Below are 24,813 nucleotides of genomic sequence, written 5' to 3' on the forward strand. Positions count from 1 at the left end.
GCACGCGCTCGATCTCGTCGGCGGCCGGATAGTAGGCGGCATCGGATCTGTCGGCACCGGCAGGCGCGATGTAGGAGCCGACGGCGACATTGGCCCCAGCCTCGGCCAAAGCCGTGGCAATGGCGAAGCCCATGCCCGAGAAACCGCCGGTCACGATGGCGCTACGGCCGGAAAGGTTGTTCATGGCGCACGGTCTCCGCTTCGTTTGGGCAGGCAATCAGTCCTGACCGGATTTGGCAATCACAGCGGCGCAGCCTCCATCGACGAGGGTTCAGGACCCCTGAAGCGGTCTGCCCAGCCATTCGCGATAAAAGCCTTCGAGGTCGGGTTCGAAATCATGCACGATGGGATAACCGGGTGCCGCCGCCTCGACCTCATGCAGCGTCCCGCACTCCGGGCAGATGAACTCCCGGATTTCCATCCATTCGGGATCAGGGAGATCGCTGTTGGGATAGATCTCGCGCAAAGCCTCCTCGGTGTTGCGCACGTTAATCACGGCGTTGAGCTTCCAGTTCTTCCGATAGTCGCCGAAGGAGTGGCCGCATTCGCAGCGGGTAATGCGCTCATCGCCACTCTGGCAGATGAACAGATGGTCCGAGACCGGCAGCAGGATCGGGTCCTTCCAGGCGACACGATCCTGATAGACGGCAACCATCTTGAAGAAACGGTCGTCATCCTTGTAGGCACTCATGATGCGCCTTGTCTGCGGCCAGGGCAGCTTGCCGGCGGCCAGATCGCCCAGAACTTCCTTGCTGTATGAGGTCATGGCTTGGCTCCCGGCGTGAAGATCGATTTGGCGTCGACGTTCCAGAAATCGCTGAATTCCTTGGTGAAGCGCGACGACAGCTTGATCGCGCTGGCGTACATTTTCTTCACTTCGGGCGCGAAGTCGGCCTTTCCGACGCGGCCACGCTCCTTGGCGATCCAATCCGCCACCGGAATCGCGTTAGCCAGGCGCTCTTTGCGCATGGCGGCGCGGCGTTCGACCGTGGCGTCGATATCGGCGACGGGATAACCGTCTTCATCGTCCTTCAGCACAATGCCGAAAACCTGGTCCGCCGCTTCACGGGTGAGAAAGCCGTTCTCGACATCCCATGCCGTCTTGATCGGATCGCGCTCCAGCACGTCGCCATAGCCGCCACCGCCATTGTAGGAATGGCTGAAGATGTCGCCGGATTTGTGCGGCGAGGTGATGTAGGGGCCTTCGACCACGACATGGTCGCCGCCGATGTTCTTCTCGTAGTCGGAGACGTCAGGGTCGATGCCGGGCGCATGCGCCAGCGGTTCGCCTTTTGCTGCCAGTTCGTGAATGTCTGAGTTGCGCACCGCGCGATGCTTCTGGCAGGTCGGCGCCGGATAACCACCGCACATGCCGCCATTGTCGAACACGCGCGAGGAGTGCTCGGAGGTGTGGAGCCGCAGATGTGAGGTCTTGTTGATCAGCCAGGTCGAGACGAAGGAACAGCCACCGCGATATTTGCCGGCGCCGCCGGAATTCGGCACGATCGAACGGCCGATATAGACCATCGGCATCGACTGTTCCCAGACCTCGATGTTGCCCATGTCGGATTCCGGGTTCCAGCCGACATAGGCGGTGTCGAGACCGTCCTTGATGGCGAGCGCCCCGGACCCGGCGGCAGCGCACTCGAAATGCGCCATGCCGAACGGCGTGCCGTATTGGCTTTCGCCGCCCATCTCGATCATCGGGCTGTTGACCTGGCCGACAAAGGCCTCCTCGACGAAGCCGCGCGCGACAAAACTGCGCGACAAAAGCCGCTGGAAAACGCCGTAGGCCGGCAGCAGCAGCGCCCATGAGGTGGCGGTGGCCACCATCTCGTTGTCGGGGTTGGTCCAGGTGCCGTGCGGCAGTTTCAGTTCGGTCGCCATCCAGGCACCGTCATTGACCAGGCCTTCGAAATTCATGTGCTGGGTCAGCGTCACGAACATGCCGCCATCCATGCCGGCCGGCGTGCAGTTCATCGAATGGTAGCCCCAGGGCTGCGTGCCCTCGAAGTCCATGGTGATCTTGCCGTCTGACGTGATCTCCATCTCGATCGGGATGTTGTAGAGCCAGTCGGGATCGCCGAGCAGCTGGAAGCCGGGCTTTCCCGCCGTGACATGGCCGTAGAACGTGTGGCCGCGGTAGATGCCGGGCACGGTGAGCTGGCGGGTGCGGGCGAGCTGGGCGCGACGGCCTTCCTCGATGAACTCCTTCGACACCTTCATCCAGTAGTCGAGGCCGATCTCGGAGATCAGCTGCTTGACGCTTTCGCGCATGTCGATGCAGGAGGCGACCTTGGCCTTCTCGTCGAGCACCCAGTAGATCGGCATGCGCAGATTGCGCTCGCAGCGGATGACGTAGTCGCGCCGGATCTCGTCATTCTCGCCGATCTTCTCGGCGCAGACGAACAGGCCTTCGGTGAAGCGCTCCTGCGCCAGGCAGACATCGCCGCCCGGCGTGATGCCGCCGGCTTCCAGTTCGTGGCAGACGGCACCGGACCAGCCGACCAGCGTGCCTTCATGGAAGATCGGCACCACATCCATGACATCAGGCACCTGCACGGTGCCGATGAAGGCGTCGTTGTTGGCGAAGATATCGCCTTCACGGATTTTCGGGTTTTCCTCGTAATTGTTCTTGATCATCCATTTGATGAAGCGGCTCATCGTATGGACATGCACCATGATGCCGTTGGAGAGCGCGATGGCGTCGCCTTCGGGCGTATAGATGGCGACCACCATCTCGCCGACTTCGCGCACGCCGGGCGAGGCCGAGATGCGGCGGGCCATTTCGCGAGCCGAGACGCAATAGGCGCGCAGCTTGGTGTGCAGCGTCTCGAACTTCAGCGGATCCTGGTTGCGCAGCGTGAGTTCCGTGATGCCGTCATAGCAGCCGGTCTCTTCCATCAGCCGCTCGGAATCGAGCAGTCTTTCGCGAAGGCGCAGGGCCGAGGCAGGTTTGTCCAACATGGCGGTGCCCTCTCAAGCGTGGGTGTAGTGCAGCAGCGTCCATTCATCGACATGGACGCGGTCCTGCGGATGAACGACGAGCGTGGTGGCGGGGTGTTCGATGATGGCCGGACCGATGACTTCGTGACCGGGCTGCAGCAGGTCCATCTCGTAGAGATTGGCCTTGTGCCAGCGTCCGCCGATATAGGCCTCACGCACGCCCTTGTGCGCGGAAGCCGGATCCGACTTGCCAAGCGGACGCTTGAGCAGCACCGGTTTGACCTTGTCGGCGGTGGCGATCAGCCCGAGTTCGGTGATGGTGAAGCCGGCCTCGCCGTAGCGCGACACGCGATGATTGACCTTGGCGTAGACCGCCTCGAACTCGTCGATAACACTGCGCATGTCGTCGGCCGAGTTGACCTCAGCCAGCGGCGCCATGACTTCGACATCCTCGAGCTGGCCGGTGTAGCGCATCATCAGGAACGGCACGGTCCTGATCTTCTCGCGCGCATGGCCGTCGGCGATCATCTCGTCGACCGCGGCCTTGGTCAGATCGTTCCAGACCGTGGTGACCTTGACGCCGAAGGCGGCCAGCGTCGCCTCATCGGCGCGTGACGGGATGTCGTGCTGCGTCGACACCGAATGCCGGCGCATGAAATCAGCCGTGGTGCAGCCGAAGGCGGAGAAGGCGGCCGCAAACTGGAAGGTGATGATGTCCTTGAAGCCGATGCCCCTGGAACAGCCGGCCAGGTGCAGCGGGCCAGAGCCGCCATAGGACAGCAGCGTGAACTCGGAGGGATGGATGCCCTGGCCCGAAATGACGCGGCGCAGCGCGTTGTTGGCGTCGGCCTCCAGCATGTCGATCATGCCTTCGGCGGCTTCCTCCAGCCCGACGCCCAGGATGTCGGAGCATTTCTCCTGGAAGGCGCGGCGGGCCTTTTCGACCTGCAGCACGACCTTGCCGCCGAGGAAATAGTGCGGGTTGAGACGGCCGAGAATCGCATCGCAATCGGCAATGGTCGGTTCGGTGCCGCCCCTGGCGAAGCAAATCGGACCTGGATCGGAGCCGGCGCTTTCCGGTCCAAGCGAGACTTTCTTGGTCAGCGGATCGACCTTGAGGATCATGCCGGCGCCGGCACCGATCGTATCGAGGTGCAGCGTCGGCACGTTGAGCTTGAAGCGATCCATCAGCGGCTCGTTCTCGATCCGCGTCTGGCCGCGCGTGATAACGCCCATGTCGAAAGAGGTGCCGCCCATGTCCGAGCAGATCAGCGAATCATTGCCGATCAGCTTGCCGACATAGGCAGCACCGAGGATGCCGCCGATCGGGCCGGAGATCATGGTTTCATGCAGGCGCGGATGGTTGATCGAGGTCAGGCCGCCGAAGGAGAGCAGCGTCTGCACGCCATATTTGAAGCCGTATTTCTTCGAGACGTCCTCGATACCCCTAAGCTGCTTGCGGCCGCGCGAGGTGGCGTAGGCCTCGATCAGGACCGAGTTCAGCCGCGACTGCTCGCGGATGACCGGGCGGACCTCGTGGCTGGTGTAGACGATGATGTCGGCGCCGGCCTTGTCGACCTCTTCGCGGCAGATTTCCGCGATGCGCTTCTCGTGCACCGGATTGACGTGCGAGAAGATGGTCATGATGCAGATCGCTTCGACCTCGTCGGCGATCAGTTTTTTTGCGGCTGCAGAAACCTCGTGCTCATAGAGCGGCAGCACGACGTCGCCGAACTGGTCGATCCGCTCGGTGACGCCATGGGTGCGGCGGCGCGGCACCAGCGGATCGGGATGATGGTGGGTGACCGCATGCAGCCGGTCGGCGTAGGAATAATCGGCCCAGGCCTGCAGCCCGCGGCCCATCAGGATCATGTCCTCGAGGCCCTTGGTGGTGATCAGGCCGAGCCGGCGGCCGGTGCGCGACAACAGCGTGTTCAGCATGCCGGTGCCGGAATAGAGCACGACGTTGACGCCTGAAAACAATGATTCCAGCGAGATGCCCCAGGCATCCGCCGCGTCCTCGGCCGAGGCCAGAAAACCCTCGGCTTCGTTCTTCGGCGTGGTCGCCGACTTGCCGATCTTGAAGTGGCCGTCCTGATCGACAAGGATCGTGTCGGTCATGGTGCCGCCGGCGTCGATGCCGATGACGATTGGGTTGCCGACAATGGGGGCGGTGAGATTGGGTTGGGTCACGGTCGCCTCGGGATCTGGTCTAGGTTGACGCCAGGCTAGATTCATTGGATGGCCTCGCGCCATATGCCTAAAGACACAATGACGGTTGGGCTGACATCGCCGAGAAAAGGGCATGGGCATGGGCAATATCTGGGCGCCGCTCGCCAAAGCGATCGCCGCCATCGGCACGGACAGGCATGTCGACTGCCTGATCGACCTGATCGGCGCCGACATCGACCACGACCTCGTCACGGTGACGCGCTATTCGGCGACGCAGACACCCGAATTCATCAAGCACCGGCGCTTCTCGGATGAGATGGTCCGGCGCTATCTCCACAATTACTACGTGTTCGACCCGTTCTATGCCTCGTGGCGGCGCGAGCGCAGGTTGGGCATCATGCCGCTGAAACGGCTCGCCGACGACGAGGCCAAGCGCGGCCAGTACATTGCCGGCTTCCTGGCGCAGTCGGAGATCTGCGACGAGGTCGGCATCATGCTTGCCGATGGCGGCGACTGGTGCCTCGGCATCTTCCTCGACCGCTCGACCACGTCGTTCAAGGAGAGCGAGATCGCTTTGCTGGACGAGCGGTTGCCTGTATTCGAGGCGCTGCATGCGCTCGACATCAAGGCGCGCGGAACCAAATTCTCCCGCACGTCGGCGCCGACAGGCCCCGGCGCCTCGCCCCGGCAGGAGCCGACGATCCCGGCCAGTCTGTGGCCGGAGCTGTCGCTGCGCGAGCGGGAATTGGTTCAGTTGATCCTCGCCGGCCACCCGACGGCCAACATCGCCGAGCGCCTCGGCATCACCGTCGGCACGGTCAAGAACCATCGCCGGCGCATCTACGAGAAGCTCGACATCACCACCGAGCGGGAATTGTTTTTGCAGTTCTTCCAGCATCAGGCCGATCGCTAGCCGCTCGCTTACCCAGCCGATCCGCCAGCCGAATGCCTGATTTGCAGAGCCGCTCCCTCCGTGAATTGGTGCAGGGGGCTTGTCGCCGGAATGGCTCGAAAACTGGCTTCAAAATTCCTCTTGCGGAACGCCGCCGTCCCGGCTTAGTCTCGGCTTCGCACAGAAAATGAAATTTAATTCCATTTGTGCGGTGCCCGCAAGCCAGTGCAGTGCCCAGGAAAAGTGCCCGGACGCAATCGACTGAGAAAATATTTGATATATCATCTACCAGAACGGAAATAGCTGACATGGTCCAGCAGACATCGATCCAGCCATCGGCGCCCTGGTTGCGGCTCGACGTCGACGATTCGGACTGGAACGACGCCGAGGTTTCGAGCCTGGTGCGCTGGTATCAGCAGATGCTGCTCATCCGCCGTTTCGAGGAAAAAGTGCTCGATCTCGCCAATGCCGGGCTGGTGCATGGTCCGGCGCATGCCAGCATCGGACAAGAGGCGACGGCGGTCGGCGCCATGTCCGTGCTCGGTACGGGCGACCGCATCAACGGCACCCACCGCGCCCATCACCAGGTCTTGGCCAAGCTTGTCAACGCGCAGACGCCCGGCGGATTCGACCCGTTGCATGACGCTTTCAACCCGGACATGCAGGGCTCGGTGCGCGGCTTGATGGCCGAGATCATGGGCCTCAAGTCAGGCTATTGCGGCGGCCGTGGCGGCTCGATGCATATGCGCGACGATGCCTCCGGCATCCCTGGCACCAGCGCGATCATTGGCGGCAACCTGCCGCATGCGGCCGGCTATGCGCTGGCCGACAAGCTGCTCGGTACCGGCAACATCTCGGTCGCCTTTTTCGGCGACGGCACGATGATGGCGGGGCCGGCCTATGAGGCGATGAACATCGCCGCGCTCTACCGGCTGCCGGTGATCTTTTTCGCCGAAAACAATCTCTATGCCGTCTCGACGCACATCAACGAGCAGACGCGCGAGACGCGGCTGGCCTCGCGCGGACCTATGCTCGGCTTTCGCGGCATCGAATGCGACGGCATGGATGTGGTGGCGGTCCACCATGCCATGCGCGAGGCGCGCCGGGCGATCGAGGAAGACGGTGGCCCGGTGCTGGTCGAGGCGCTTTGCTACCGCTTCCTGCATCAGAGCGGCGCGCGCCCGGGTAGCGAATTCGGCTACCGCACGCGGGCCGAGGAAGACGCCTGGAAAGCGCGCGATCCGCTGGTCACGATGGCGGCTCGCCTGAAGACGATGGGCATTTTGAACGCTTCCGACCTCGGCACACTCGACCAGCGCGTCATGGAGGTGGTCAACACCGCTGCCGATTCGCTCACCGAAATGAGTGGCAACGCGCTGGGCATTCCCGACCATCTGTGGCCAGACCCAGGCGGCGTCGACAACCAGATACGCGGTGATCTTTCCGAACTGAAGGGCGAGCGTTTCCTCGAGATCGAGGATATGCCGCCAGCCGACACCAGGCCGGTCAAGTTCATGGTTGCCGCGTCCGAGGTGATTGCGCGCGCCATGGAAAAGGATTCGCGCATCATTATCATGGGCGAGGATGTGCACCGGCTGCGCGGCGGCGTTTCGGGCGCCACAAAGGGTGCGCTGGAACGCTGGCCGGAGCGTGTACTGGCAATGCCCATCGCCGAGAACGGTTTTGTCGGCGTGGCGCTGGGTGCAGCGCTTTGCGGGCTGCGGCCTATCGTCGAGATCATGTTCGGCGATTTCTGCCTGGTTGCCGCCGACCAGCTGTTCAATGCGGTCAGCAAGGTGCGCCACATGTTCGGCGGCGGCTTCCCGGTGCCGATCGTGATCCGGGTGCGCGTCTCGCCGCACACCGGCTACGGCTCGCAGCATTCGGGCGATCCGTCTGGCCTGTTCGCGCTGTTTCCCGGCTGGCGCATCGTCGCCCCGACGACGCCCTTCGACTATATCGGCCTGATGAATTCGGCGCTGAAATGCGACGATCCGGTCGTCGTCATCGAGCATGTCGAACTGTTCCCGAGCGAAGGGCCTGTGCCTGCGGATGACCGCGATTATTGCGTGCGACTCGGCAAGGCGAAAACCGTCAGGCCGGGCAGTGCCTGCACCTTGCTCACCAGTGCCAGCATGGTCGCCGTCGCCAAGCAGGTGGTCGAGGAGACCGGCGTCGATGCCGAGATCATCGACCTGCGCAGCCTCGACCCGACCGGGCTCGACTGGCCGATGGTGGAGGCCTCGATCCGCAAGACCAACCGGGTGGCCGTCGTCGAGCAGGTGCAGCGTGGACTGTCGCTTGGCGGACGGCTGACACAAGAGATTCAGGATCGCGTGTTCGACTATCTCGATCACGAGATCCTGCATGTGACGGGAAGCCTCTCGGCTCCCGTCGTATCGGCCCCGCTCAACCGCGCCGCACTGGGCGGCGCTGATAAGCTCAAGGCCGCGCTTCAATCCCTCATTGCCGTGGGTGGATAGAGCAACGCATTGCCACAAAGATCTGACAAGAAAATGGGAGAATGAAATGGACATGACGATCCTACCAAGAGCCAAGACCAGGGCGACGATGCTGGCGGCCGTGCTGCTGGCCACCAGCGCCTTCTGGGCGCCTGCCACTTTCGCGCAGGACAGCAAGCCGCTGGTCATCGCGCGTAACATCGACCTCAATTCGCTCGATCCGCACCGCGCCTTCTGCGACACCTGCCAGATCTACAATTCCAGCGTCTACGAATCGCTGCTGACGCTGGACAAGGACAACAAGCTGATCCCGCTGCTCGCCTCGAAGTGGGAAGGCAATGCCGACCAGAGCAGCTTCACCTTTACGCTCGACCCGGCCGCCAAATTCTCGGACGGTTCGCCTGTCGAAGCCAAGGACGTCAAATGGTCCTGGGAGCGGCTGAAGAACCTCAAGGGCAGCGCCTCGTTCCTGATGGACAATGTCGCCTCGATCGAGACTCCGGACGCGCATACGGTCGTCGTCAAGATGGTCGCGCCGAGCTCCGAATTCCTCAACATCGCGGCGGCGCCCTACGCAGCGGTCGTCAACAGCAAGGTTGCTTCCGAAGCCGGCGCCAAGGCCGATGCGGACGCCTCGACGACAGACAATGCCGAGGCCTGGTTCCTGGCCCATTCGGCCGGCAGCGCGCCGTTCGTGCTGAAATCCTATGAGCCCAATTCGGAACTGCGGCTGGCGCGCAACGACAAGTACTGGCGCACGGCGCCGGCGCTGAGCGAAGTCGTCATACGCCAGACCAAGGATGCGGTGGCGCAGGCGCAGATGCTGCAGAGCGGCACCGCCGATATCGCCATGCAGATCGACCCGGACACGGCCAAGACGATGACCGGCAGCGACGTCAAGATCGAGACCGTGCCGTCCTACAACTTCATCTATGTGGCGCTGTCGCCCGGCGCCAAGGCCAACAAGGTGCCGCTGACGCCCGAAGTGCGCGAGGCCATTTCGCTCGGTCTCGACCGTCCTGCTATCCTCGACTTCACCATCGGCTCCGAGGGTCAGCTGATCAGCGCGCCGATCCCGCTCGGCTTCCCCGGCGGTTCGGGCTTCGAGGCGCAGCCCTATGACGTTGCCAAGGCAAAGGAACTTCTGGCCAAGGCCGGACACGCCGACGGCTTCGAGATGGAGGCAGCGTTCCCCGGCATGAACGTCTACGGCGTCGATCTCTCGCTCTTGATGCAGAAGGTTCAGCAGGATCTGGCCAAGATCAACATCAAGCTCGACCTGCAGCCGATCCCCTTCGCCAATTGGCGCGAGCGCGTCAATGGCGACGGCATCCCAATGACGGCGGTGTTCTACGCGCCGGACTATTACGGCACCTCGCAATACATCGACTATTTCGCCATGACGAAGGGCAGCCCTTGGTCGCGCCGTGCCGGCGCGGAGCGCGACCCGTCGGTGCTCAACCCGAAGGAAGCGGATATCTACAAGGCAGCCCTTGCGGCAAGCGGCGACGAGGCCGCCAAGCTGTGGCACCAGGCCGGCGAGGAGATGATCAAGGACAGGATCATCCTGCCGCTGATCAGCCCGAACCTGATCCTGGCCTACAAGTCGGACGTCAAGGGCGTGCGCTACAGCGCCTGCTGCAACCTGCCGCTGGCAGAACTCAGCCACTGAGCAAAACAATACAGGGAGGCGACTGTCGCCTCCCTGTTCTCCATCCCGGAAGGCCAGCAAATCCTGTTCTTCCAACATCACATTCAATATATGATATATCAATGAGCGGAGACCTCGTCATGCCTTCCCTGATCAACTCCAAGGACCAGTTGCTGCGCGAGCGTGCGGCCTCGGTCATTCCGGGCGGCATGTGGGGACACATGGCGACGCGCTATCTCGGCTCCGCCTATCCACAATTCTTCGAACGCGCCGACGGCTGCCGGGTCTGGGACGTCGACGGGCACGAATACATCGACCTGATGTGCAGTTGGGGGCCCAACATTCTCGGCCACCATCATCAGGCGGTCGAGGCGGCGGCCGAGCGGCAGCGTCGCCTCGGCGATGCGATGAACGGCCCCGGCGAGGTGCTGGTCGAGCTGGCGGAACTGCTGGTCAAGACGGTCGCGCATGCCGACTGGGCAATGCTGCAGAAGAACGGCACCGACGCCACCACGGCCTGCGTGACGATCGCGCGCGCCGGCACCGGCCGACGCAAGGTGCTGGTCGCGCGCGGCTCCTATCACGGCGCCGTGCCGTGGTGCACGCCATCGCTGGCCGGCGTCACCGCCGAGGACCGCGCCCATCTGATCCATTTCGACTACAATGACGTCGCCAGCCTCGAAGCGGCCGTCGAGCAGGCCGGCAACGATCTCGCTGCTGTCGTCGTCACTGCCTTCCGGCACGACATCGCCCGCGACCAGGAACTGCCGACCGCCGCCTTCGCCAAACGGGCGCGCGAACTCACCACCGCCGCCGATGCGGCGCTGATCGTCGATGATGTCAGGGCCGGCTTCCGCATCGACCTCGCCGGCAGCTGGGAGCCGCTCGGCGTACGGCCGGACCTGTCCGCCTTTTCGAAGGCGATCGCCAATGGCTATCCGCTGGCCGCCATCGCAGGCACCGACCGGTTTCGCGAAGCCGCGACCAAGGTCTATGTGACGGGTTCGTTCTGGTATGGCGCCGTCGCAATGGCCGCGGCGATCGCCACCATCAGCACACTGCGCGACACCGACGCCGTCACCCACATGACACAGGCCGGCGACAGGCTGCGCTCAGGCCTCGATGCTGCAGCGAAGAAGCATGGTCTTTCGCTGCGACAGACAGGTCCGGTGTCGATGCCGATGGTGCTGTTCGACGGCGATGCCGAATTCAAGCTGGCCAACGCCTTCTGCTCGGCCGCCTTGCGCGAAGGCGCCTATTTCCATCCCCGGCACAACATGTTCCTGAGTGCTGCGCACACCGCAAAAGATATAGATCTCGCCCTGCAGGCTGCCGATGCGGGCATGGCCGCCGCGGCGCAGGTGGCGTGACCGGCGCCAATGCGGTGGAAAGGAACAAACTGTTCAGCCGGTGGCCGACACCAGTCGGCCGTTCTGCGCAGCGCGGCGCAGTTCCTCCGGCGTGACCGCGCCGTCGTTCAGCCGTTCGAGAACCTTGACCAGCAGGCGGCCGCCTTCGATCATGTCCTGCTGAATGCCCTTGCGCACACCGTTCTCGTCGCGCGCCCGCAGCGCTTCAAGAATGTCGAGATGCCGGTGGCGGCCGTCATAGGTCGGCCGGGCGTGCGGGTACTGGTAGTTCACCAGCGGTCCGTTGCGCAGCCAGATTCCCTCGATGATGGCCAGCAGCTCCGGCATTTGCGCCGCCTGGTAGATCGAGTGATGGAATTCCCAATTGTCGCGGACGGCTTCGAACCAGCGGCCATTGTCCTCGTTGGCAATGAGTTTCTCATGCACCGCCGCCAGACGGTCGATCTCGCGCGGCTCGATGCGCGTCGTTGCCGCGGCACCCGCCATGCCTTCGAGATGCAGCCTGATGCTGCGCAGTTCCAGATACTGAGCCAGCGACAGCTGGGCGACGGTGATCGAACGGCCGGCCTCCATCTCCAGGCCTTTTTCGCGCACCAACTGCATCAGCGCCTCGCGCACCGGCGTCTCGGACACCTGAAGGCTGGCGGCAAGGTCGCGGATCTTGAAGCGATGGCCCGGCCAGAAACGGCCTTCCATCATGGCACGGCGAAGCTCCTCATAGACACGCGTCGTCAGATTGTCGCGCGCGATCGGCGCGATAGAAGCAGTCACATCCGCTCTCCGTTCTTGCAACAGCGCAGGCGTCGCCTGCGTCGCGTGGCTTGTGTATATGATACCACGAATGGCCTGACCACCGACATGAGACAAGCCGCCCCGAAACCGGCAGACATGAGACGGGCCGCATGACCGCGTCGATGCCTTCCTTGCTGTTCGGCGCCATTGCCGACGATCTGACCGGCGGCACCGAGCTGGCGTCGATGCTGGTCGCGCGCGGCATTCCGACGGGATGCACGGTCGGGCTGGACGCGCCGATCCCATCAGGCAATCTTGCCCATGTGATCCTGCTGAAGACCCGCGTCATCGCAGCCAGCGATGCGGTGCGCCAGGTGCTGGAGGCCGCGGACCGGCTGGTCGAAGCTGGCGCGCGGCAGATCTTCTTCAAATATTGCGCCACCTTCGATTCGACGCCCGCGGGCAATATCGGTCCTTGCGCCGAAGCGCTGCTCGAGCGCCTTGGCGGCGGCGTCACACTGTTCGCCCCTGCGCTGTGTGAGACTGGGCGCACCGTCTATCAGGGGCATATGTTCGGCGGTCCCCAGCTGCTTGCTGAGTCGCCCAAGCGCTTCGATCCGCTGACGCCGATGACCGATTCCAATCTGGTTCGCGTGCTGCAGGCGCAGAGCAGGGGCAAGGTCGGGCTGGTGCCCTATCTCGTCGTCGATGCCGGCGCTGGAGCCATCCGAAGCGCTATACGAGCACACAGCGCGCGTGGCGAGACGCTGCTGGTCACCGACACCATCCGCGAGCGCGATCTGGCGGCGATCGCGGAAGCCACCTTCGACCTGCCGCTGATGACCGGTAATTCCTCAGTCGCCGCGCATCTGCCACCGGCCTGGCTCACGCATGGGCTGCTGGATACAGGCGATCTCGTTGCCGCCAGCCTGCCGGCCGTCGAAGGGCCGGCAGCGGTGCTGGCCGGCAGCGTCGCTGACCGCACCATCGAACAGCTCGAGCGTTTCGAGGAAAACAATCCACTGCTGACGATTGACCTTGCCAGCGCCTTTGCCGGCGCCGATGTCATGGCCGAAGCGCGTACCTTCGCCCAACGGCATTTGCCCGGCGCGATGATCGCCATTGCTACGACAGCGCCGCAAGCGACCGTCGAAGCGCTGCAGCAGGCGCATGGCCGCGATATGGTGGCGGCAAGGGCGGAAGAGATCCTGGCCGGGATTGCCCAGATTCTGGTGCGCGAACTCGGCGTCCGCCGGCTCGTCGTCGCCGGCGGCGAGACCGCCGGTTCGGTGGTGAAGGCGCTCGGCATCGACCGGATCGCCATGGGCGCCTATGAGGGCCCCGGACTGTCGCGCGCCATCGCTCACCTCCCCGGCCGGCCCTCCGATCCGCTGGCGCTGATGCTGAAATCGGGAAAGCTCGGCGGCCCCGATATCTTCACCGACGTTCTGCAAGACATGACACGGCCGAGCACTATTGCGCCGGCGATCGACACATGGCCACCGGCAAGGAGAGCATCGTGATGGAACTCGAAATCGAACGCACGAGCCTGATCACCGCGACGCAGACGCTGGACGCCAGCGGGATGAATGTCGGCACCACCGGAAACATCAGCGTGCGCACGACAGGCGGCATGCTGATCACGCCGACGGGAATAGCCACAAGCGCCTTGCGGCCGGAGCAGATGGTGGCGATGCAGCTCGATGGATCCTGGGACGGTGCGTTCCGGCCGTCGAGCGAATGGGAGATGCACGCCGAGATCTACAAGGCGTTTCCCGAGGCCGGCGCCGTCGTGCATGCCCATCCCGACCATTGCGTGGCGCTGTCGTGCCTGCGTGAACCGCTGCCGCTGTTCCACTACATGGTGGCGGGCTTCGGCGGCGATGATGTGCGCTGCTCGGACTATGCGCTTTTCGCGTCAAGCGAACTGGCCAAGGTTGCCGTCGTCGCGCTCAAGGACCGCACGGCTTGCCTGCTCGCCAATCATGGCATGATCGCCTTCGGCGGCGATCTCGACACGGCCCTCATCCGCACCATCAAGCTGGAAACCCTGGCGCGGCAGTACCTTTTGGCGCGCAGCGCCGGCACGCCGGTGCTCATCGAGGGCAGCGAGATCCCCGCCATTCGCGGGCGCTACAAGAATTACGGCCAGCAGAAGTAGCCGGCCGAGCAATTCCAGAAAAGGTGAAGCGGTTTCCCGGGAAAAGCGCATAGCGCTTTCCCCAGGGGATTGCGCCAAAACAAGGAACGGCTCTTCGCCCTCTTGAAGAACCATTCAGTCGACCTGCAATGCGAGACGAAGGCCCGTCAGGCTCCATGAAGATCAGGCGGGGATCGGTTCGGCGGCCGGCGTATAGACGCCGACGGCGCCGGTGCCGATCAGCTGGTCGATGATCTCGGCGCTATAGCCGAGCACGTCGGCCAGCACGGCAGCTGTGTCTTGGCCCAGCATCGGCGGCGCGGTGAAGTCCGCGGTCAGCTGCGCGGCAAGTCCCTGCGCCGGGCGCACCATGGCGACGGAGCCGAGATGCGGATGCGGCAAGGTCTGGACGAGGCCACGCTCGCGCACATTGGAACTGTCGAAGACTTCCGGTATCGATTTTACCGTGCCGGCCGGCACGCTGGCGGCGGCACAGGTGGCCATCCAGTGGTCACGTGGCTTGGTCTTGAAGACGGCGGCTAGTTGCGGGATCAGCGCCTCACGGTTGGTGGCGCGCGCCCCTGCTTTGATGAAGCGCGCATCCCCAGCCAGATGTGGCAGATCAACGACCTTCTCGCACAGCGCCGCGAACTGGCGGTCATTGCCGACCGCCAGCGCAAAGCTGCCATCGGAGGCTTCGAATATCTGATAGGGAACGACCGTCGGATGGGCATTGCCGTAGCGGGCGACCTCTTGGCCGGTGTTAAGGTAACCGCTGCCGACATTGATCAGCAGGCTGAGCGCACAGTCGATCAGTGACAGGTCTAGGAATTGGCCCTTGCCAGTTGTCGCGCGCTCGAAAAGCGCTGCCAGGATGGACTGAGTGGCGACCATGCCGCAGACGATGTCGGTGATGGCGACGCCGACGCGCATCGGCTCGCCATTGCTCTCGCCGGTGATGGCCATCAGGCCGCTTTCGGCCTGCATGACGAAATCATAGCCGGGCCGTCCGGCATCGGGTCCGGTCTGGCCGTAGCCGGAGATCGAACAGTAGATCAGGCGCGGGTTTGACGCGCTCAGCTCCTTGAACCCGACGCCGAGCCTATCGGCGGTACCTGAGCGGAAATTCTCGACGACGATGTCGGCCTTCGCCGCCAGCTCGCGCACGATCGCCAGCCCCTGCGGGCTTTTCATGTCGAGCGCGATGCTCTGCTTGCCGCGATTGGCGCAGAGATAGTAGGTCGAGACACCCTTGTAGCTCGGCACCGACCACGCCCTGGTGTCGTCGCCGCCGTCGATGTTCTCGATCTTCCAGATCTCGGCGCCGAGATCGGCAAGGCTCATCGTTGCCCAGGGACCCGCCAGCACACGCGAGAGGTCGAGAACCTTGATGCCTTCGAGCGGCAAGCGCGCGGGTTCTGCCGTACCGGCATTCGCGGAATGGTCCTCAGTCACGATCAAAATTCCCTCGGGTGAATTCGACAGGCCACTCAGACAGCCCTGAAAGTGTTGACCGGCTCCGGGAAATGGCAGGCGACGCGATGCGAACCACCGGCCGGATCGAGCGGCGGTTCGACGGCAGCGCAGATCGCCTGCGCCTTGAAGCAGCGCGTGCGGAAGCGGCAGCCGGATGGCGGGTTGAGCGGGCTCGGCACATCGCCGCTCAGCACGATGCGCTCGCGCTTGCGCTCCTTCTCGGGATTGGCGAGCGGCACCGCCGACAGCAGCGCCTGGGTGTAGGGATGCAGCGCCCTCGAATAGAGTTCGGCCGCCGGCGCGATCTCGACGATCTTGCCGAGATACATCACCGCGACCTGATGCGAGATGTGGCGCACGACGGACAGATCATGCGCGATGAACAGATAGGAGGTGCCGAAGGATTGCTGGATGTCCTTGAGCAAATTGAGCACGCCGGCCTGCACCGAAACGTCGAGGGCCGAAACCGGCTCGTCGAGGATCACCACTTGCGGATTGAGTGCCAGCGCGCGGGCAATGACGACGCGCTGGCGCTGGCCGCCGGACAGTTCGTGCGGATAGCGCTTGCCATGCTCGGGATTGAGCCGCACCAGTTCGAGCAATTCGGCGACGCGCGCGCGGCGGTCGGTCGCCGACATGTCGCTCATGCGCAGCGGCTCGGCGATGTTGTCGGCAATGCGCATGCGCGGATGCAGCGACCCGTAGGGATCCTGGAAGACGAGCTGGATGTAGCGCCGCATCAGGCGCATGTCTTCGTGATTGAGCGCGAGCAGGTTCTGGCCACGGAACCAGCTTTCGCCGCTGGTCGGCTCGATCAGCCGCATCAGGCAGCGCCCGAGGGTCGACTTGCCGCAACCGGATTCACCGACCAGACCCAGCGTTTCGCCTGGTGCTACGTCGAACGAGACATCGGCGACCGCACGGACATGGGCAACGGCACGGTCGAAGACGAGGCCGCCGCGAACCGGAAAGTCCTTGACGAGATGGCGAACAGAAAGCGCAGCCGCCGGTTTGGTTTCCGCCTGGAGTTGCTCCGCTGCGCTCATGGGGCCACGTCTCCACTGTCCAGGCTCGCCGCCGCCAGCACAGCACTGTGGAAGGGCGGCAAGGTCGTCGCGAAATGACAGGCCGAGAACCGGCCGCCGACATCGTGCAAAGGCGGGTCCTCGGTCCGGCAGCGTGCCGCGGCATAAATGCAGCGCGGATAGAAGGCGCAGCCGCCCGGCAAGCGCCCAAGTGCGGGCGGCGAACCGTCGATCGAGAACAGCCGCTCGCGGCTTTCCTCGAGGTTGGGGATCGAGGCGATCAGGCCACGCGTGTAAGGATGGCGCGGATCGGCGAACAGCTCGGATACGCCTGCCTGTTCGACGACACGGCCGGAATAGACGACCGCGACGCGGTCGGCATGGCCGGCGACGACGCCGAGATCATGGGTGATCAGCACCAGGCCGAGGCCGAGCCGTTCCTGCAGCGAGCGCAGCACGGCCAGGATCTGTGCCTGCACCGTGACATCGAGCGCCGTGGTCGGTTCGTCGGCAATCAACAGGTCAGGATCGTTGGCGACGGCCATGGCGATAACCGCGCGTTGGCGCATGCCGCCGGAGAATTCATGCGGATACTGGTTGACCCGGCGCTCCGGCTGCGGGATCGCCACCAGATGGAGCAATTCGACCGCGCGCGCCATCGCCTGTTTGCGTGTCACGCGCTGATGCAGCCTGACCGCCTCGGCAATCTGGGCGCCGACGGTCATCACCGGATTGAGCGAGGACAGCGGGTCCTGAAAAATCATGGCGATGCGCGCGCCCCTGATCTTGCGCATCTCGCGCGCCGGTTTGCCGACCAGTTCGTCGCCGTTGAAGCGGACCGAGCCGGTGACCACCGCGTTCTTTGACGTGAGGCCGAGCGCGGCGAGCATGCCGACGGACTTGCCCGAGCCGGACTCACCGACAATGCCGACCACTTCGCCCTTGGCGACGTCGAGGTCGATCCCGCGAACCGCTTCGAACTGACTGCCGGCCTTGCGGAACCCGACCCGCAGACCGCGTATGGACAGCAGCGGCTCGCGCTCGCCCACCTTGTCGACTGCGCCCGGTGGCGCTGAGGAAATCTGTGCGCTCATCGCCTAGTCCGACCTTGGATCGAGAATGTCGCGCAAGCCGTCGCCTATGAAGTTAAAGCCGAGCACGATGGTGAGGATGGCGACGCCGGGACCGAAGGCGATCCACCATTGATAGAAATGAACGGCGCCATCGGAGATCATCGAGCCCCATTCGGGTGTCGGCGGCGTGGCGCCGAGGCCGATGAAGCTGAGCGACGCGGCAAGCAGCACGACCTGGCCGAGATCCATGGTTGCGCTGATCAGCACCGGGGTCCAGCAAAGCGGCAATATGTGCGTGAACAGCACGCGCCGCGGCCTGGCGCCGGCGGCGATTGCCGCCTCGACATGCTCGCGCTCCTTCACCTCCAATACCTGCGCCCGCATCAGCCGGGCGTAGACGGGCCACCAGACGAGCACCATGGCTATGGCGGCATTGCCGAGGCCTGGTCCGAGCGACGCCGCGACGGCCATGGCCAGCAGCATCGGCGGAAAGGACAGAGTGACGTCGACAAGCCGCATGATCGCCGCGCCGGTCAATCCGCCGACGAAGCCGGAAATGGCGCCGAGCAGCGAGCCTATGATCACTGCAGAGACGACGACCAGAACCGCGATCGGCAGCGAATGCGCGGCCCCGTGCAGAGTGCGGGCCAGCACATCGCGGCCGAGTGCGTCGGTACCCAGCCAATGCGCCCAGCTTGGCGCCTGAAGCCGGCGTGCGACCATTTCGAGCGGATCGAACTGCACAACCAGGTTGGCGAATACCGTCATGAACAGCCAGAACAGGATGACGACCGTGCCGATGACCAATGGCGCGGTCAGCCATTCGGGAACCGTCGAGGAGCGGGACTTGGTGACGACGACCGCCATCAGCTCAACCTCACGCGCGGATTGGCCACGACATAGAGTATGTCGGTGATAAGGTTGGTGACCAGGAAGGCAAGGCCGCCGACGATGGTGACGCCGATGATCGCCGGGAAGTCGAGCGCACGCGCTGCCTCCACGGCATAGGATCCCATGCCCGGCCAGGAGAAGATGGTTTCGGTCAGCACCGCGCCGGTGATCAGATAGGCGAAGGAATAGCCGATGACGGTCAGGGTCGGCACCATGGTGTTGCGCAGCGCATGGACGATGACGACGCGGAACTCGCTCGCCCCCTTGGCGCGCGCGGTGAGCACGAACTCGCGGCTCATCACATCAAGCATGTTGGCGCGCACCAGCCGCGATATGGTGCCCGAAACCGTCCAGCCGAGGACGAAGGCCGGCAGAAGCAGGTGCCAGAGCGCGTCCTTGAAGACGGTCCAGTCGCCAGCCAGAAGCGAATCGATGGTCAGGAAGCCGGTGATGCCGGGCGGCAATGCCAAGCGGGCATCGACCCTGCCCGGCCCCGGCAGCCAGTTCAGCATGACGGAGAAGATGAACAACAGGCCGAGCCCCGACCAGAACACCGGCAGCGAAGAGCCGAACAAGGCGAACAGCCGCGCGCCATGGTCGATCAGGCTGTTGCGGAAATAGGCGGCCAGCACACCAAGCACGATGCCGAGCGTGGTGCCGAAGATCATCGCGGCGAAAACCAGTTCGAGCGTTGCCGGCAAGCGGTAGAGAATGTCGGTGCCGACATTGCGCTTGGTGATGAACGAGGTGCCAAGATCGCCGCTCAGCAGATTACCAAGATATATCATATAGCGTTCCGGCAAAGGACGATCGAGACCCCAACGCGTCTTGGCGGCGGCCACCACCTCGGGGTTGCTCATCTGCTGTTCGGCGACAATCGCGGTCAGCGGATCCCCCTTGGTCACCGTGGTGATCAGGAAGGCGATGGTGACGATGCCGAGCACCAGAAACGGCATTGCGATAAGCCGGCGCAAAATATAGCGAGACACGTGGCTACCTTCACAAGGAGGGGCTTCGTAAGATGGCACAAGGCGCTGGGACATGCCATCGACGGAAACATATTGACAGCCCGCGAAAGCCGCTGTCAATATAAATGGAATTTAATTTCATTTTTGATCGACAGTGCCGACGTCACCGGCCCGACAGGCGGACGACGACGCCAGAAAGACCTCAGCGTGCGCAAGCGAGCCACCAGGGACGAGACGGAGCTTGAAGGCGAAGGCGCACAGCTTTCGTCGTCGCTGGTCCGCGGGCTCGGCATCCTGCGCGCCTTCCGGCCGGGCGACGCCTCGCTCGGCAACCAGGACATCATTGCCCGCACCGGCCTGCCCAAAGCCACGGTGTCGCGCATCACCTATACGCTGAGCGCGCTCGGCTACCTCCTGTACGACAAGGATCTCGGCCGCTACAGCCTGGGGTCGGCTACCGTGGCGCTCGGCTATTCGGCGCTCAGTTCAAGCGCCGTCGTGCACGTCGCCCGGCCGCTGATGCAGCCGCTGGCCGATTTGACGGGGGCGGCGGTGGCGCTCGGCACGCGCGACAGCCTCAACATGGTGTATCTCGCCAATTGCCGGTCGGAGAGCCTTGTCACGCTGCGGCTCAACCCGGGCTCCTATCTGCCGATCTGGAAGACATCGATGGGGCTGGCCTATGCGGCGGCCCTTTCACCCGAGGAGCGCGTCAGACTTGTACGGGCTTTGCAGGAGGCGGAGCCGGACAAGGCAGCGATGATCGCGGCGGCGATCGACGATGCGATCGCCCAATATGCACACCAGGGCTATGTGACGTCGTTCGGCGCCTGGCACAGCTACATCCATGCAGTCGGCGTGCCGTTCCGCCCGCGTGACGGCTCGCCGCTGGTTGCCATCACCTGCGGCGGCATCGGCGAGATCATCACCGAGGACCGCGCGCATGCCGAGATCGGACCGGCGCTGGTGGCGATGGTGAAAGCACTGGGCGACCAGCTCGAGGGAATTCCCGTGTAATCCCGGCACGGGATTGGCCCAGACGATCGGGCTGCATGCCGGCTTGAACTTGCCTGGTGGTGGCAGCACAGTCGCCGCCGATGGCATGGCGCTCGCGTTGTCAGTCCATCGGGTTCGGGTGACGGGGGGAGATCGGATGCCGATGAGTTTTGCAGGACGGTTCAGCGACCGGGTGGCGGTCATCACCGGTGGCGCATCGGGCATTGGTCTGGCGGTGGCGCAGAGGATTGTCGAAGAAGGCGGACGGGTTTCGGTCTGGGATCGCGATCCCGCCCAGATCGAACAGGCCAAGGCCGTCATCCCCAGTCTTCACGGCATCGCTATCGACGTTGCCGATGCCGCAGGCGTGGAGCGCGCTGCCCGGTCAACGCTCGAAGCGCTTGGCGGTGTCGATATCCTGGTCACCAGCGCGGCGATCACCGGGCCGAACATGACGACCTGGAACTATTCGGCGGAAGATTGGCAGAAGGTCATCGACATCAACATCAACGGCGTCTTCTACTGCAACAAGGCGCTCGTGCCGCACATGCTCGAGCGCAACTATGGCCGCATCGTCAACATCGCCTCGATCGCCGGCAAGGAAGGCAATCCCAACGCCTCCGCCTACAGCACGTCCAAGGCCGCGGTAATCGGCCTGACCAAGTCGCTCGGCAAGGAACTGGCCAAGACCGGGGTGACGGTCAATTGCGTCACGCCGGCGGCCGTGCGCACCGCGATCTTCAAGCAGATGAGCCAGGAGCACATCGACTTCATGCTGTCCAAGATACCGATGGCGCGCTTTGGCGAGGTCGACGAGGTGGCGGCGCTGATCTGCTGGATCGCCTCGGAAGAGTGTTCGTTCACGACGGCCGCCGTGTTCGACGTTTCCGGCGGCCGCGCCACCTACTGAGGCAGAACGAATCTCAATTCCACGTGACGGTGCAACGGATGGAGCATGCGGGCGTATAGTTGGACGCCTCGAATCGACAAGTCGCGACAAGGTAGCGGGAACCATGACACGGAATGCAGCCGTCAGGCGGGAGTTTGCTACTTTTGCTTAGAGCCGAATCTGCCGCACTGTCCGACGATGAGCTTCTGGACCGCTATCAGCGCGCCGCCTTCGATTACTTCCTCGATAACGTGAACCCCGAAAACGGACTGGTCGCCGACACATCGCGGCCAAATTCGCCGGCCAGCATCGCTGTCGTCGGCTTCGCGCTGTCCAGCTATCCGATCGGCGTCGAGCGCGGTTGGATGACGCGCGATGCCGCCGCGAAGCTGACGCTGGCCGCGCTGCGTTTCTTCTCGACCAGCCGGCAAGGCAATAGCGACGACGTCACCGGCCATAAGGGTTTTTACTACCATTTCCTCGATATGCGGACCGGCCTGCGCGTCTGGCGCTGCGAACTGTCGATGGTGGATACGGCGTTGCTGATATCAGGCATGCTGGTGGCGAGCGCTTATTTCTCCGGTGACGATGACGAGGAAGCCGAAATCCGCCAACTGGCCGAGGCGCTCTACCGGCGCGTCGACTGGCGGTGGGCACAAGGTTCAAGCCCGACCCTGCGGCAAGGCTGGAAGCCAAAGAGCGGCTTTCTGCACTATGGCTGGGAGGGCTACAACGAAGCGACGATCCTCTACGTGCTGTCGATGGCCTCGCCTGACAGTCCAACCTCGGATAACAGCTACGAGGGCTGGACGGCGACCTATCAGTGGGAAAACATCTACGGCTACGACGTGCTGTATGGCGGCCCATTGTTCATGCACCAGTTCTCGCATGCCTGGATCGATTTCGCCGGCATCCGCGACGCCTTCATGCGCGAGAAGAACTCGGACTATTTCGAAAACAGCCGCCGCTCGACCTATCTGCATCGCGACTATGCGCGCCACAACCCTTACGGCTATGACGGCTATGAAGAGAACCTTTGGGGACTTTCGGCGGGCGACGGGCCGGGCGGCTTCCGCACCAGCGTGGAGCGACAGCGCCGGCGGTTTTCCGGCTATGCCGCGCGCGGCGCTCCGTTCGGGCCCGATGACGGGACGATCGCCCCTTGGTCCTATCCGGCATCACTGCCTTTCGCGCCGGAGATCTGCCTGGCGGCGCTGCGCCATCTCGGTGATCGCTACCCCGAGGTGATCGACAATTTCCGGCTGCCGAGCGGCTTCAATCCGACATTGGCGAACCGGCGTAAATTCGGGAGGCACGGCTGGGTGTCGGAAGGCCACTATGGGCTGGATCAGGGTATCGTGGTGATGATGATCGAGAACCATCGGTCAGGGCTGATCTGGAAGCTGATGCGATCCAATCAGCATATCCGTCGCGGTCTGCACAAGGCCGGATTCAATGGCGGCTGGCTGTCTCAGCCGGCAAGCCCGGCGTCAGGTGGCGGCAATGTCGCGTGACCGGACCAGGACCACCGCCTTCCCCGTCGACAGCAACGACATCAGTCTGATCGCGAGCGCCCATCCGCCGCACTGGAAGAACCCGCAGCCGGACGGTCCCTACAACCTCGTCGTCATCGGTGCCGGGCCGGCTGGGCTGACTGCCGCCTACGAAGCGGCCGGCCTCGGCGCAAAGGTCGCGCTCATCGAGCGCAATCTGATCGGCGGAACTTGCGTCAATGTCGGTTGCATCCCGTCCAAGTCGATCATCCGCACCGCAAGGCTTTATGCCGACATGCGCGATGCCGAGAATTTCGGCGGCGACATGCCGGACCGTCTTCACGTCGACTTTCCGCGCGCCATGACGCGGATGCGGCAGATCCGGCAGCGGATCAGCCGCGCGGATGCCGCCGATAGGCTGGTTTCCGAAGGCATCGACCTTTATTTCGGCGAAGCGCTGTTTTCCGGACCGGACGCTGTCACGGTCGCCGGACAAACCTTGCGTTTCAGGAAGGCGCTGATCGCGACAGGCGCGCGCCCGAGGCTGCCGACGATTCCAGGCCTTGCCGAGGCCGGCTATCTCAGCAACGAGACCATGTTCGAGCTCACGGAGTGCCCGAAGCGGCTTCTGGTCATTGGCGGCGGACCGCTCGGCTGCGAGGCGGCGCAGGCCTTCTGCCTGCTCGGTGCCAACGTCATCCTGGCGCAACGGGAACCGATGTTCCTGCCCGGCGAGGAACGCGACGCCGCCCAGATCCTTTCGGACGCGCTGGCGCGCGAAGGTGTCGAGGTTCGCCTCAACACCGAGGTGGTAGCGGTGCGAACGGAAGGCGGCAAGAAGCTCGCCGACCTGGTGTGCGACGACATCACGACAACGATTTCCGTCGACGAGATCATCACCGGCATCGGCCGATCGCCCAATGTCGACGGCCTCGACCTGGAAAACGCCGGGGTGGCATACGATGCCGACGGTATCAAGGTGGACGATTATCTCCGCACCACAAATCCGCACATCTATGCGGCGGGCGATGTCTGCCTCGCCTACAAATTCACCCACACCGCCGAGGCCACAGCTCGCATGGTCGTGCGCAATGCCCTGTTTCTCGGACGTAGGAAACTGAGCGAGCTGGTCATTCCGTGGTGCACCTACACCGATCCGGAGATCGCCCATGTCGGCCTCTATCCGGCGGAGGCGCGCCAGAACGGCATCCCGGTCAAGACTTATACGGTGCTGATGCACGATGTCGCCCGGGCGGTCATGGACGGCGAGGAGGAGGGTTTCGTCAAAATCCACGTCAGGGAAGGGTCCGACCGCATCCTGGGCGCCACGGTCGTCGCCAGCCATGCCGGTGAGATGATCAATGCGGTGTCGCTGGCCATCAAATCGGGCATGGGATTGCGTGCGCTGGCCGACGTCATCCATCCCTTCCCGACGCAGGCGCTAGGCATAAAGATGGCCGGCGACGCCTATCGGCGGACAAGGCTCACCTCATCATGGAAGCATCTGGCTGGCCGCTGGTTGGCGTGGTCCAGGCGATGGTGACATTCCGGCAGCCTGCCGCAGCTGGTGCATCGGACATTCGGCGACGATGCGGCGCTTGACGAAAGCCTCGTCGACCATCTCGGATATCCGCCAA

At 63.9% G+C, this 24,813-nt stretch carries 19 protein-coding genes and 1 pseudogene; 10 read left to right on the plus strand and 10 right to left on the minus strand.

Going from position 1 to position 24,813, the window contains the following annotated elements:
- The 4 genes and pseudogenes from EN990_RS21335 to EN990_RS21350 form a co-directional block, all read right to left on the minus strand.
- Positions 1 to 184, minus strand: a pseudogene (locus EN990_RS21335) (3-oxoacyl-ACP reductase); the annotation flags it as partial.
- Between the two features lie 87 nt (positions 185 to 271).
- Positions 272 to 766, minus strand: coding sequence for an acetone carboxylase subunit gamma (locus EN990_RS21340; RefSeq protein WP_127367912.1), 495 nt, complete (start codon positions 764 to 766; stop codon positions 272 to 274).
- A complete protein-coding gene (locus EN990_RS21345) occupies positions 763 to 2,967 on the minus strand; it encodes a hydantoinase B/oxoprolinase family protein (protein WP_127367911.1) in 2,205 nt (734 codons plus the stop codon). Before EN990_RS21345 ends, EN990_RS21340 begins: the two co-directional genes overlap by 4 nt.
- Before the next feature lie 12 nt (positions 2,968 to 2,979).
- The gene (locus EN990_RS21350; RefSeq protein WP_127367910.1) at positions 2,980 to 5,139 is read right to left on the minus strand and encodes a hydantoinase/oxoprolinase family protein; all 2,160 of its coding nucleotides are present in this window, start codon (positions 5,137 to 5,139) and stop codon (positions 2,980 to 2,982) included.
- A gap of 112 nt (positions 5,140 to 5,251) precedes the next feature.
- Between EN990_RS21350 and EN990_RS21355 the strand changes: the two genes are divergently transcribed.
- From EN990_RS21355 to EN990_RS21370, 4 genes are all read left to right on the plus strand, one after another.
- Positions 5,252 to 6,031, plus strand: a complete 780-nt coding sequence (locus EN990_RS21355; RefSeq protein ID WP_063169873.1) for a helix-turn-helix transcriptional regulator — start codon at positions 5,252 to 5,254, stop codon at positions 6,029 to 6,031.
- Between the two features lie 287 nt (positions 6,032 to 6,318).
- Entirely contained in the window at positions 6,319 to 8,493 is a 2,175-nt protein-coding gene (locus EN990_RS21360) for an alpha-ketoacid dehydrogenase subunit alpha/beta (RefSeq protein ID WP_127367909.1), read from the plus strand.
- An 88-nt stretch (positions 8,494 to 8,581) separates the two neighbouring features.
- The gene (locus EN990_RS21365) at positions 8,582 to 10,144 is read left to right on the plus strand and encodes an ABC transporter substrate-binding protein (RefSeq protein WP_164747171.1); all 1,563 of its coding nucleotides are present in this window, start codon (positions 8,582 to 8,584) and stop codon (positions 10,142 to 10,144) included.
- A 119-nt stretch (positions 10,145 to 10,263) separates the two neighbouring features.
- Positions 10,264 to 11,493: an aminotransferase class III-fold pyridoxal phosphate-dependent enzyme gene (locus EN990_RS21370; RefSeq protein ID WP_084015555.1), complete on the plus strand. Its 1,230-nt coding sequence runs from the start codon at positions 10,264 to 10,266 to the stop codon at positions 11,491 to 11,493.
- A 33-nt stretch (positions 11,494 to 11,526) separates the two neighbouring features.
- On the opposite strand, the gene EN990_RS21375 is transcribed toward EN990_RS21370, so the two are convergent.
- Entirely contained in the window at positions 11,527 to 12,264 is a 738-nt protein-coding gene (locus EN990_RS21375; RefSeq protein WP_013528131.1) for a GntR family transcriptional regulator, read from the minus strand.
- A gap of 131 nt (positions 12,265 to 12,395) precedes the next feature.
- Between EN990_RS21375 and otnK the strand changes: the two genes are divergently transcribed.
- Positions 12,396 to 13,748, plus strand: a complete 1,353-nt coding sequence (gene otnK / locus EN990_RS21380; protein WP_127367908.1) for a 3-oxo-tetronate kinase — start codon at positions 12,396 to 12,398, stop codon at positions 13,746 to 13,748.
- Complete coding sequence (locus EN990_RS21385; protein ID WP_027164251.1) at positions 13,748 to 14,386, plus strand: class II aldolase/adducin family protein; 639 nt, start codon at positions 13,748 to 13,750, stop codon at positions 14,384 to 14,386. The genes otnK and EN990_RS21385 overlap by 1 nt, the downstream gene beginning before the upstream one ends.
- Before the next feature lie 162 nt (positions 14,387 to 14,548).
- Here EN990_RS21385 and EN990_RS21390 read toward each other — a convergent pair whose 3' ends face one another.
- Genes EN990_RS21390 through EN990_RS21410 form a run of 5 tightly spaced genes read right to left on the minus strand, consistent with a single transcriptional unit; the run spans position 14,549 to position 19,819 of the window.
- A complete protein-coding gene (locus tag EN990_RS21390) occupies positions 14,549 to 15,820 on the minus strand; it encodes a CaiB/BaiF CoA-transferase family protein (protein ID WP_032809937.1) in 1,272 nt (423 codons plus the stop codon).
- A gap of 35 nt (positions 15,821 to 15,855) precedes the next feature.
- Positions 15,856 to 16,887, minus strand: coding sequence for a dipeptide ABC transporter ATP-binding protein (locus EN990_RS21395; protein WP_013528135.1), 1,032 nt, complete (start codon positions 16,885 to 16,887; stop codon positions 15,856 to 15,858).
- Positions 16,884 to 17,960, minus strand: a complete 1,077-nt coding sequence (locus EN990_RS21400) for an ABC transporter ATP-binding protein (protein WP_127388381.1) — start codon at positions 17,958 to 17,960, stop codon at positions 16,884 to 16,886. Before EN990_RS21400 ends, EN990_RS21395 begins: the two co-directional genes overlap by 4 nt.
- Before the next feature lie 3 nt (positions 17,961 to 17,963).
- On the minus strand, positions 17,964 to 18,809 hold the full coding sequence (locus EN990_RS21405; protein WP_024501859.1) for an ABC transporter permease: 846 nt from the start codon (positions 18,807 to 18,809) through the stop codon (positions 17,964 to 17,966).
- A complete protein-coding gene (locus EN990_RS21410) occupies positions 18,806 to 19,819 on the minus strand; it encodes an ABC transporter permease (protein ID WP_027164248.1) in 1,014 nt (337 codons plus the stop codon). Before EN990_RS21410 ends, EN990_RS21405 begins: the two co-directional genes overlap by 4 nt.
- Before the next feature lie 186 nt (positions 19,820 to 20,005).
- On the opposite strand from EN990_RS21410, the gene EN990_RS21415 reads away from it, so the two are divergent.
- The 4 genes from EN990_RS21415 (at position 20,006) to EN990_RS21430 (ending at position 24,719) form a co-directional block, all read left to right on the plus strand.
- Entirely contained in the window at positions 20,006 to 20,815 is an 810-nt protein-coding gene (locus EN990_RS21415; RefSeq protein WP_127384633.1) for an IclR family transcriptional regulator, read from the plus strand.
- Between the two features lie 136 nt (positions 20,816 to 20,951).
- Positions 20,952 to 21,704: an SDR family NAD(P)-dependent oxidoreductase gene (locus EN990_RS21420; protein ID WP_127369121.1), complete on the plus strand. Its 753-nt coding sequence runs from the start codon at positions 20,952 to 20,954 to the stop codon at positions 21,702 to 21,704.
- A 113-nt stretch (positions 21,705 to 21,817) separates the two neighbouring features.
- Positions 21,818 to 23,197, plus strand: coding sequence for a glucoamylase family protein (locus EN990_RS21425; RefSeq protein WP_063169869.1), 1,380 nt, complete (start codon positions 21,818 to 21,820; stop codon positions 23,195 to 23,197).
- Positions 23,187 to 24,719 carry a mercuric reductase gene (locus EN990_RS21430; RefSeq protein WP_127369122.1) on the plus strand — a complete coding sequence of 511 codons (1,533 nt, stop codon included), beginning with the start codon at positions 23,187 to 23,189 and terminating at the stop codon, positions 24,717 to 24,719. Before EN990_RS21425 ends, EN990_RS21430 begins: the two co-directional genes overlap by 11 nt.
- Positions 24,720 to 24,813 lie beyond the last annotated feature (94 nt).

The organism is Mesorhizobium sp. M7A.F.Ca.US.005.03.1.1, assembly GCF_003997975.1.
GTDB lineage: Bacteria > Pseudomonadota > Alphaproteobacteria > Rhizobiales > Rhizobiaceae > Mesorhizobium > Mesorhizobium ciceri.

Excerpts from the sequence above, each read along its gene's own strand:
- EN990_RS21340 (WP_127367912.1), bottom strand. The coding sequence starts at position 766 with ATGACCTCATACAGCAAGGAAGTTCTGGGCGATCTGGCCGCCGGCAAG.
- EN990_RS21345 (WP_127367911.1), bottom strand. The coding sequence starts at position 2,967 with ATGTTGGACAAACCTGCCTCGGCCCTGCGCCTTCGCGAAAGACTGCTC.
- EN990_RS21355 (WP_063169873.1), top strand. The coding sequence starts at position 5,252 with ATGGGCATGGGCAATATCTGGGCGCCGCTCGCCAAAGCGATCGCCGCC.
- EN990_RS21360 (WP_127367909.1), top strand. The coding sequence starts at position 6,319 with ATGGTCCAGCAGACATCGATCCAGCCATCGGCGCCCTGGTTGCGGCTC.
- EN990_RS21365 (WP_164747171.1), top strand. The coding sequence starts at position 8,582 with ATGCTGGCGGCCGTGCTGCTGGCCACCAGCGCCTTCTGGGCGCCTGCC.
- EN990_RS21370 (WP_084015555.1), top strand. The coding sequence starts at position 10,264 with ATGCCTTCCCTGATCAACTCCAAGGACCAGTTGCTGCGCGAGCGTGCG.
- otnK (WP_127367908.1), top strand. The coding sequence starts at position 12,396 with ATGACCGCGTCGATGCCTTCCTTGCTGTTCGGCGCCATTGCCGACGAT.
- EN990_RS21385 (WP_027164251.1), top strand. The coding sequence starts at position 13,748 with ATGGAACTCGAAATCGAACGCACGAGCCTGATCACCGCGACGCAGACG.
- EN990_RS21395 (WP_013528135.1), bottom strand. The coding sequence starts at position 16,887 with ATGAGCGCAGCGGAGCAACTCCAGGCGGAAACCAAACCGGCGGCTGCG.
- EN990_RS21400 (WP_127388381.1), bottom strand. The coding sequence starts at position 17,960 with ATGAGCGCACAGATTTCCTCAGCGCCACCGGGCGCAGTCGACAAGGTG.
- EN990_RS21420 (WP_127369121.1), top strand. The coding sequence starts at position 20,952 with ATGCCGATGAGTTTTGCAGGACGGTTCAGCGACCGGGTGGCGGTCATC.
- EN990_RS21425 (WP_063169869.1), top strand. The coding sequence starts at position 21,818 with ATGCAGCCGTCAGGCGGGAGTTTGCTACTTTTGCTTAGAGCCGAATCT.
- EN990_RS21430 (WP_127369122.1), top strand. The coding sequence starts at position 23,187 with ATGTCGCGTGACCGGACCAGGACCACCGCCTTCCCCGTCGACAGCAAC.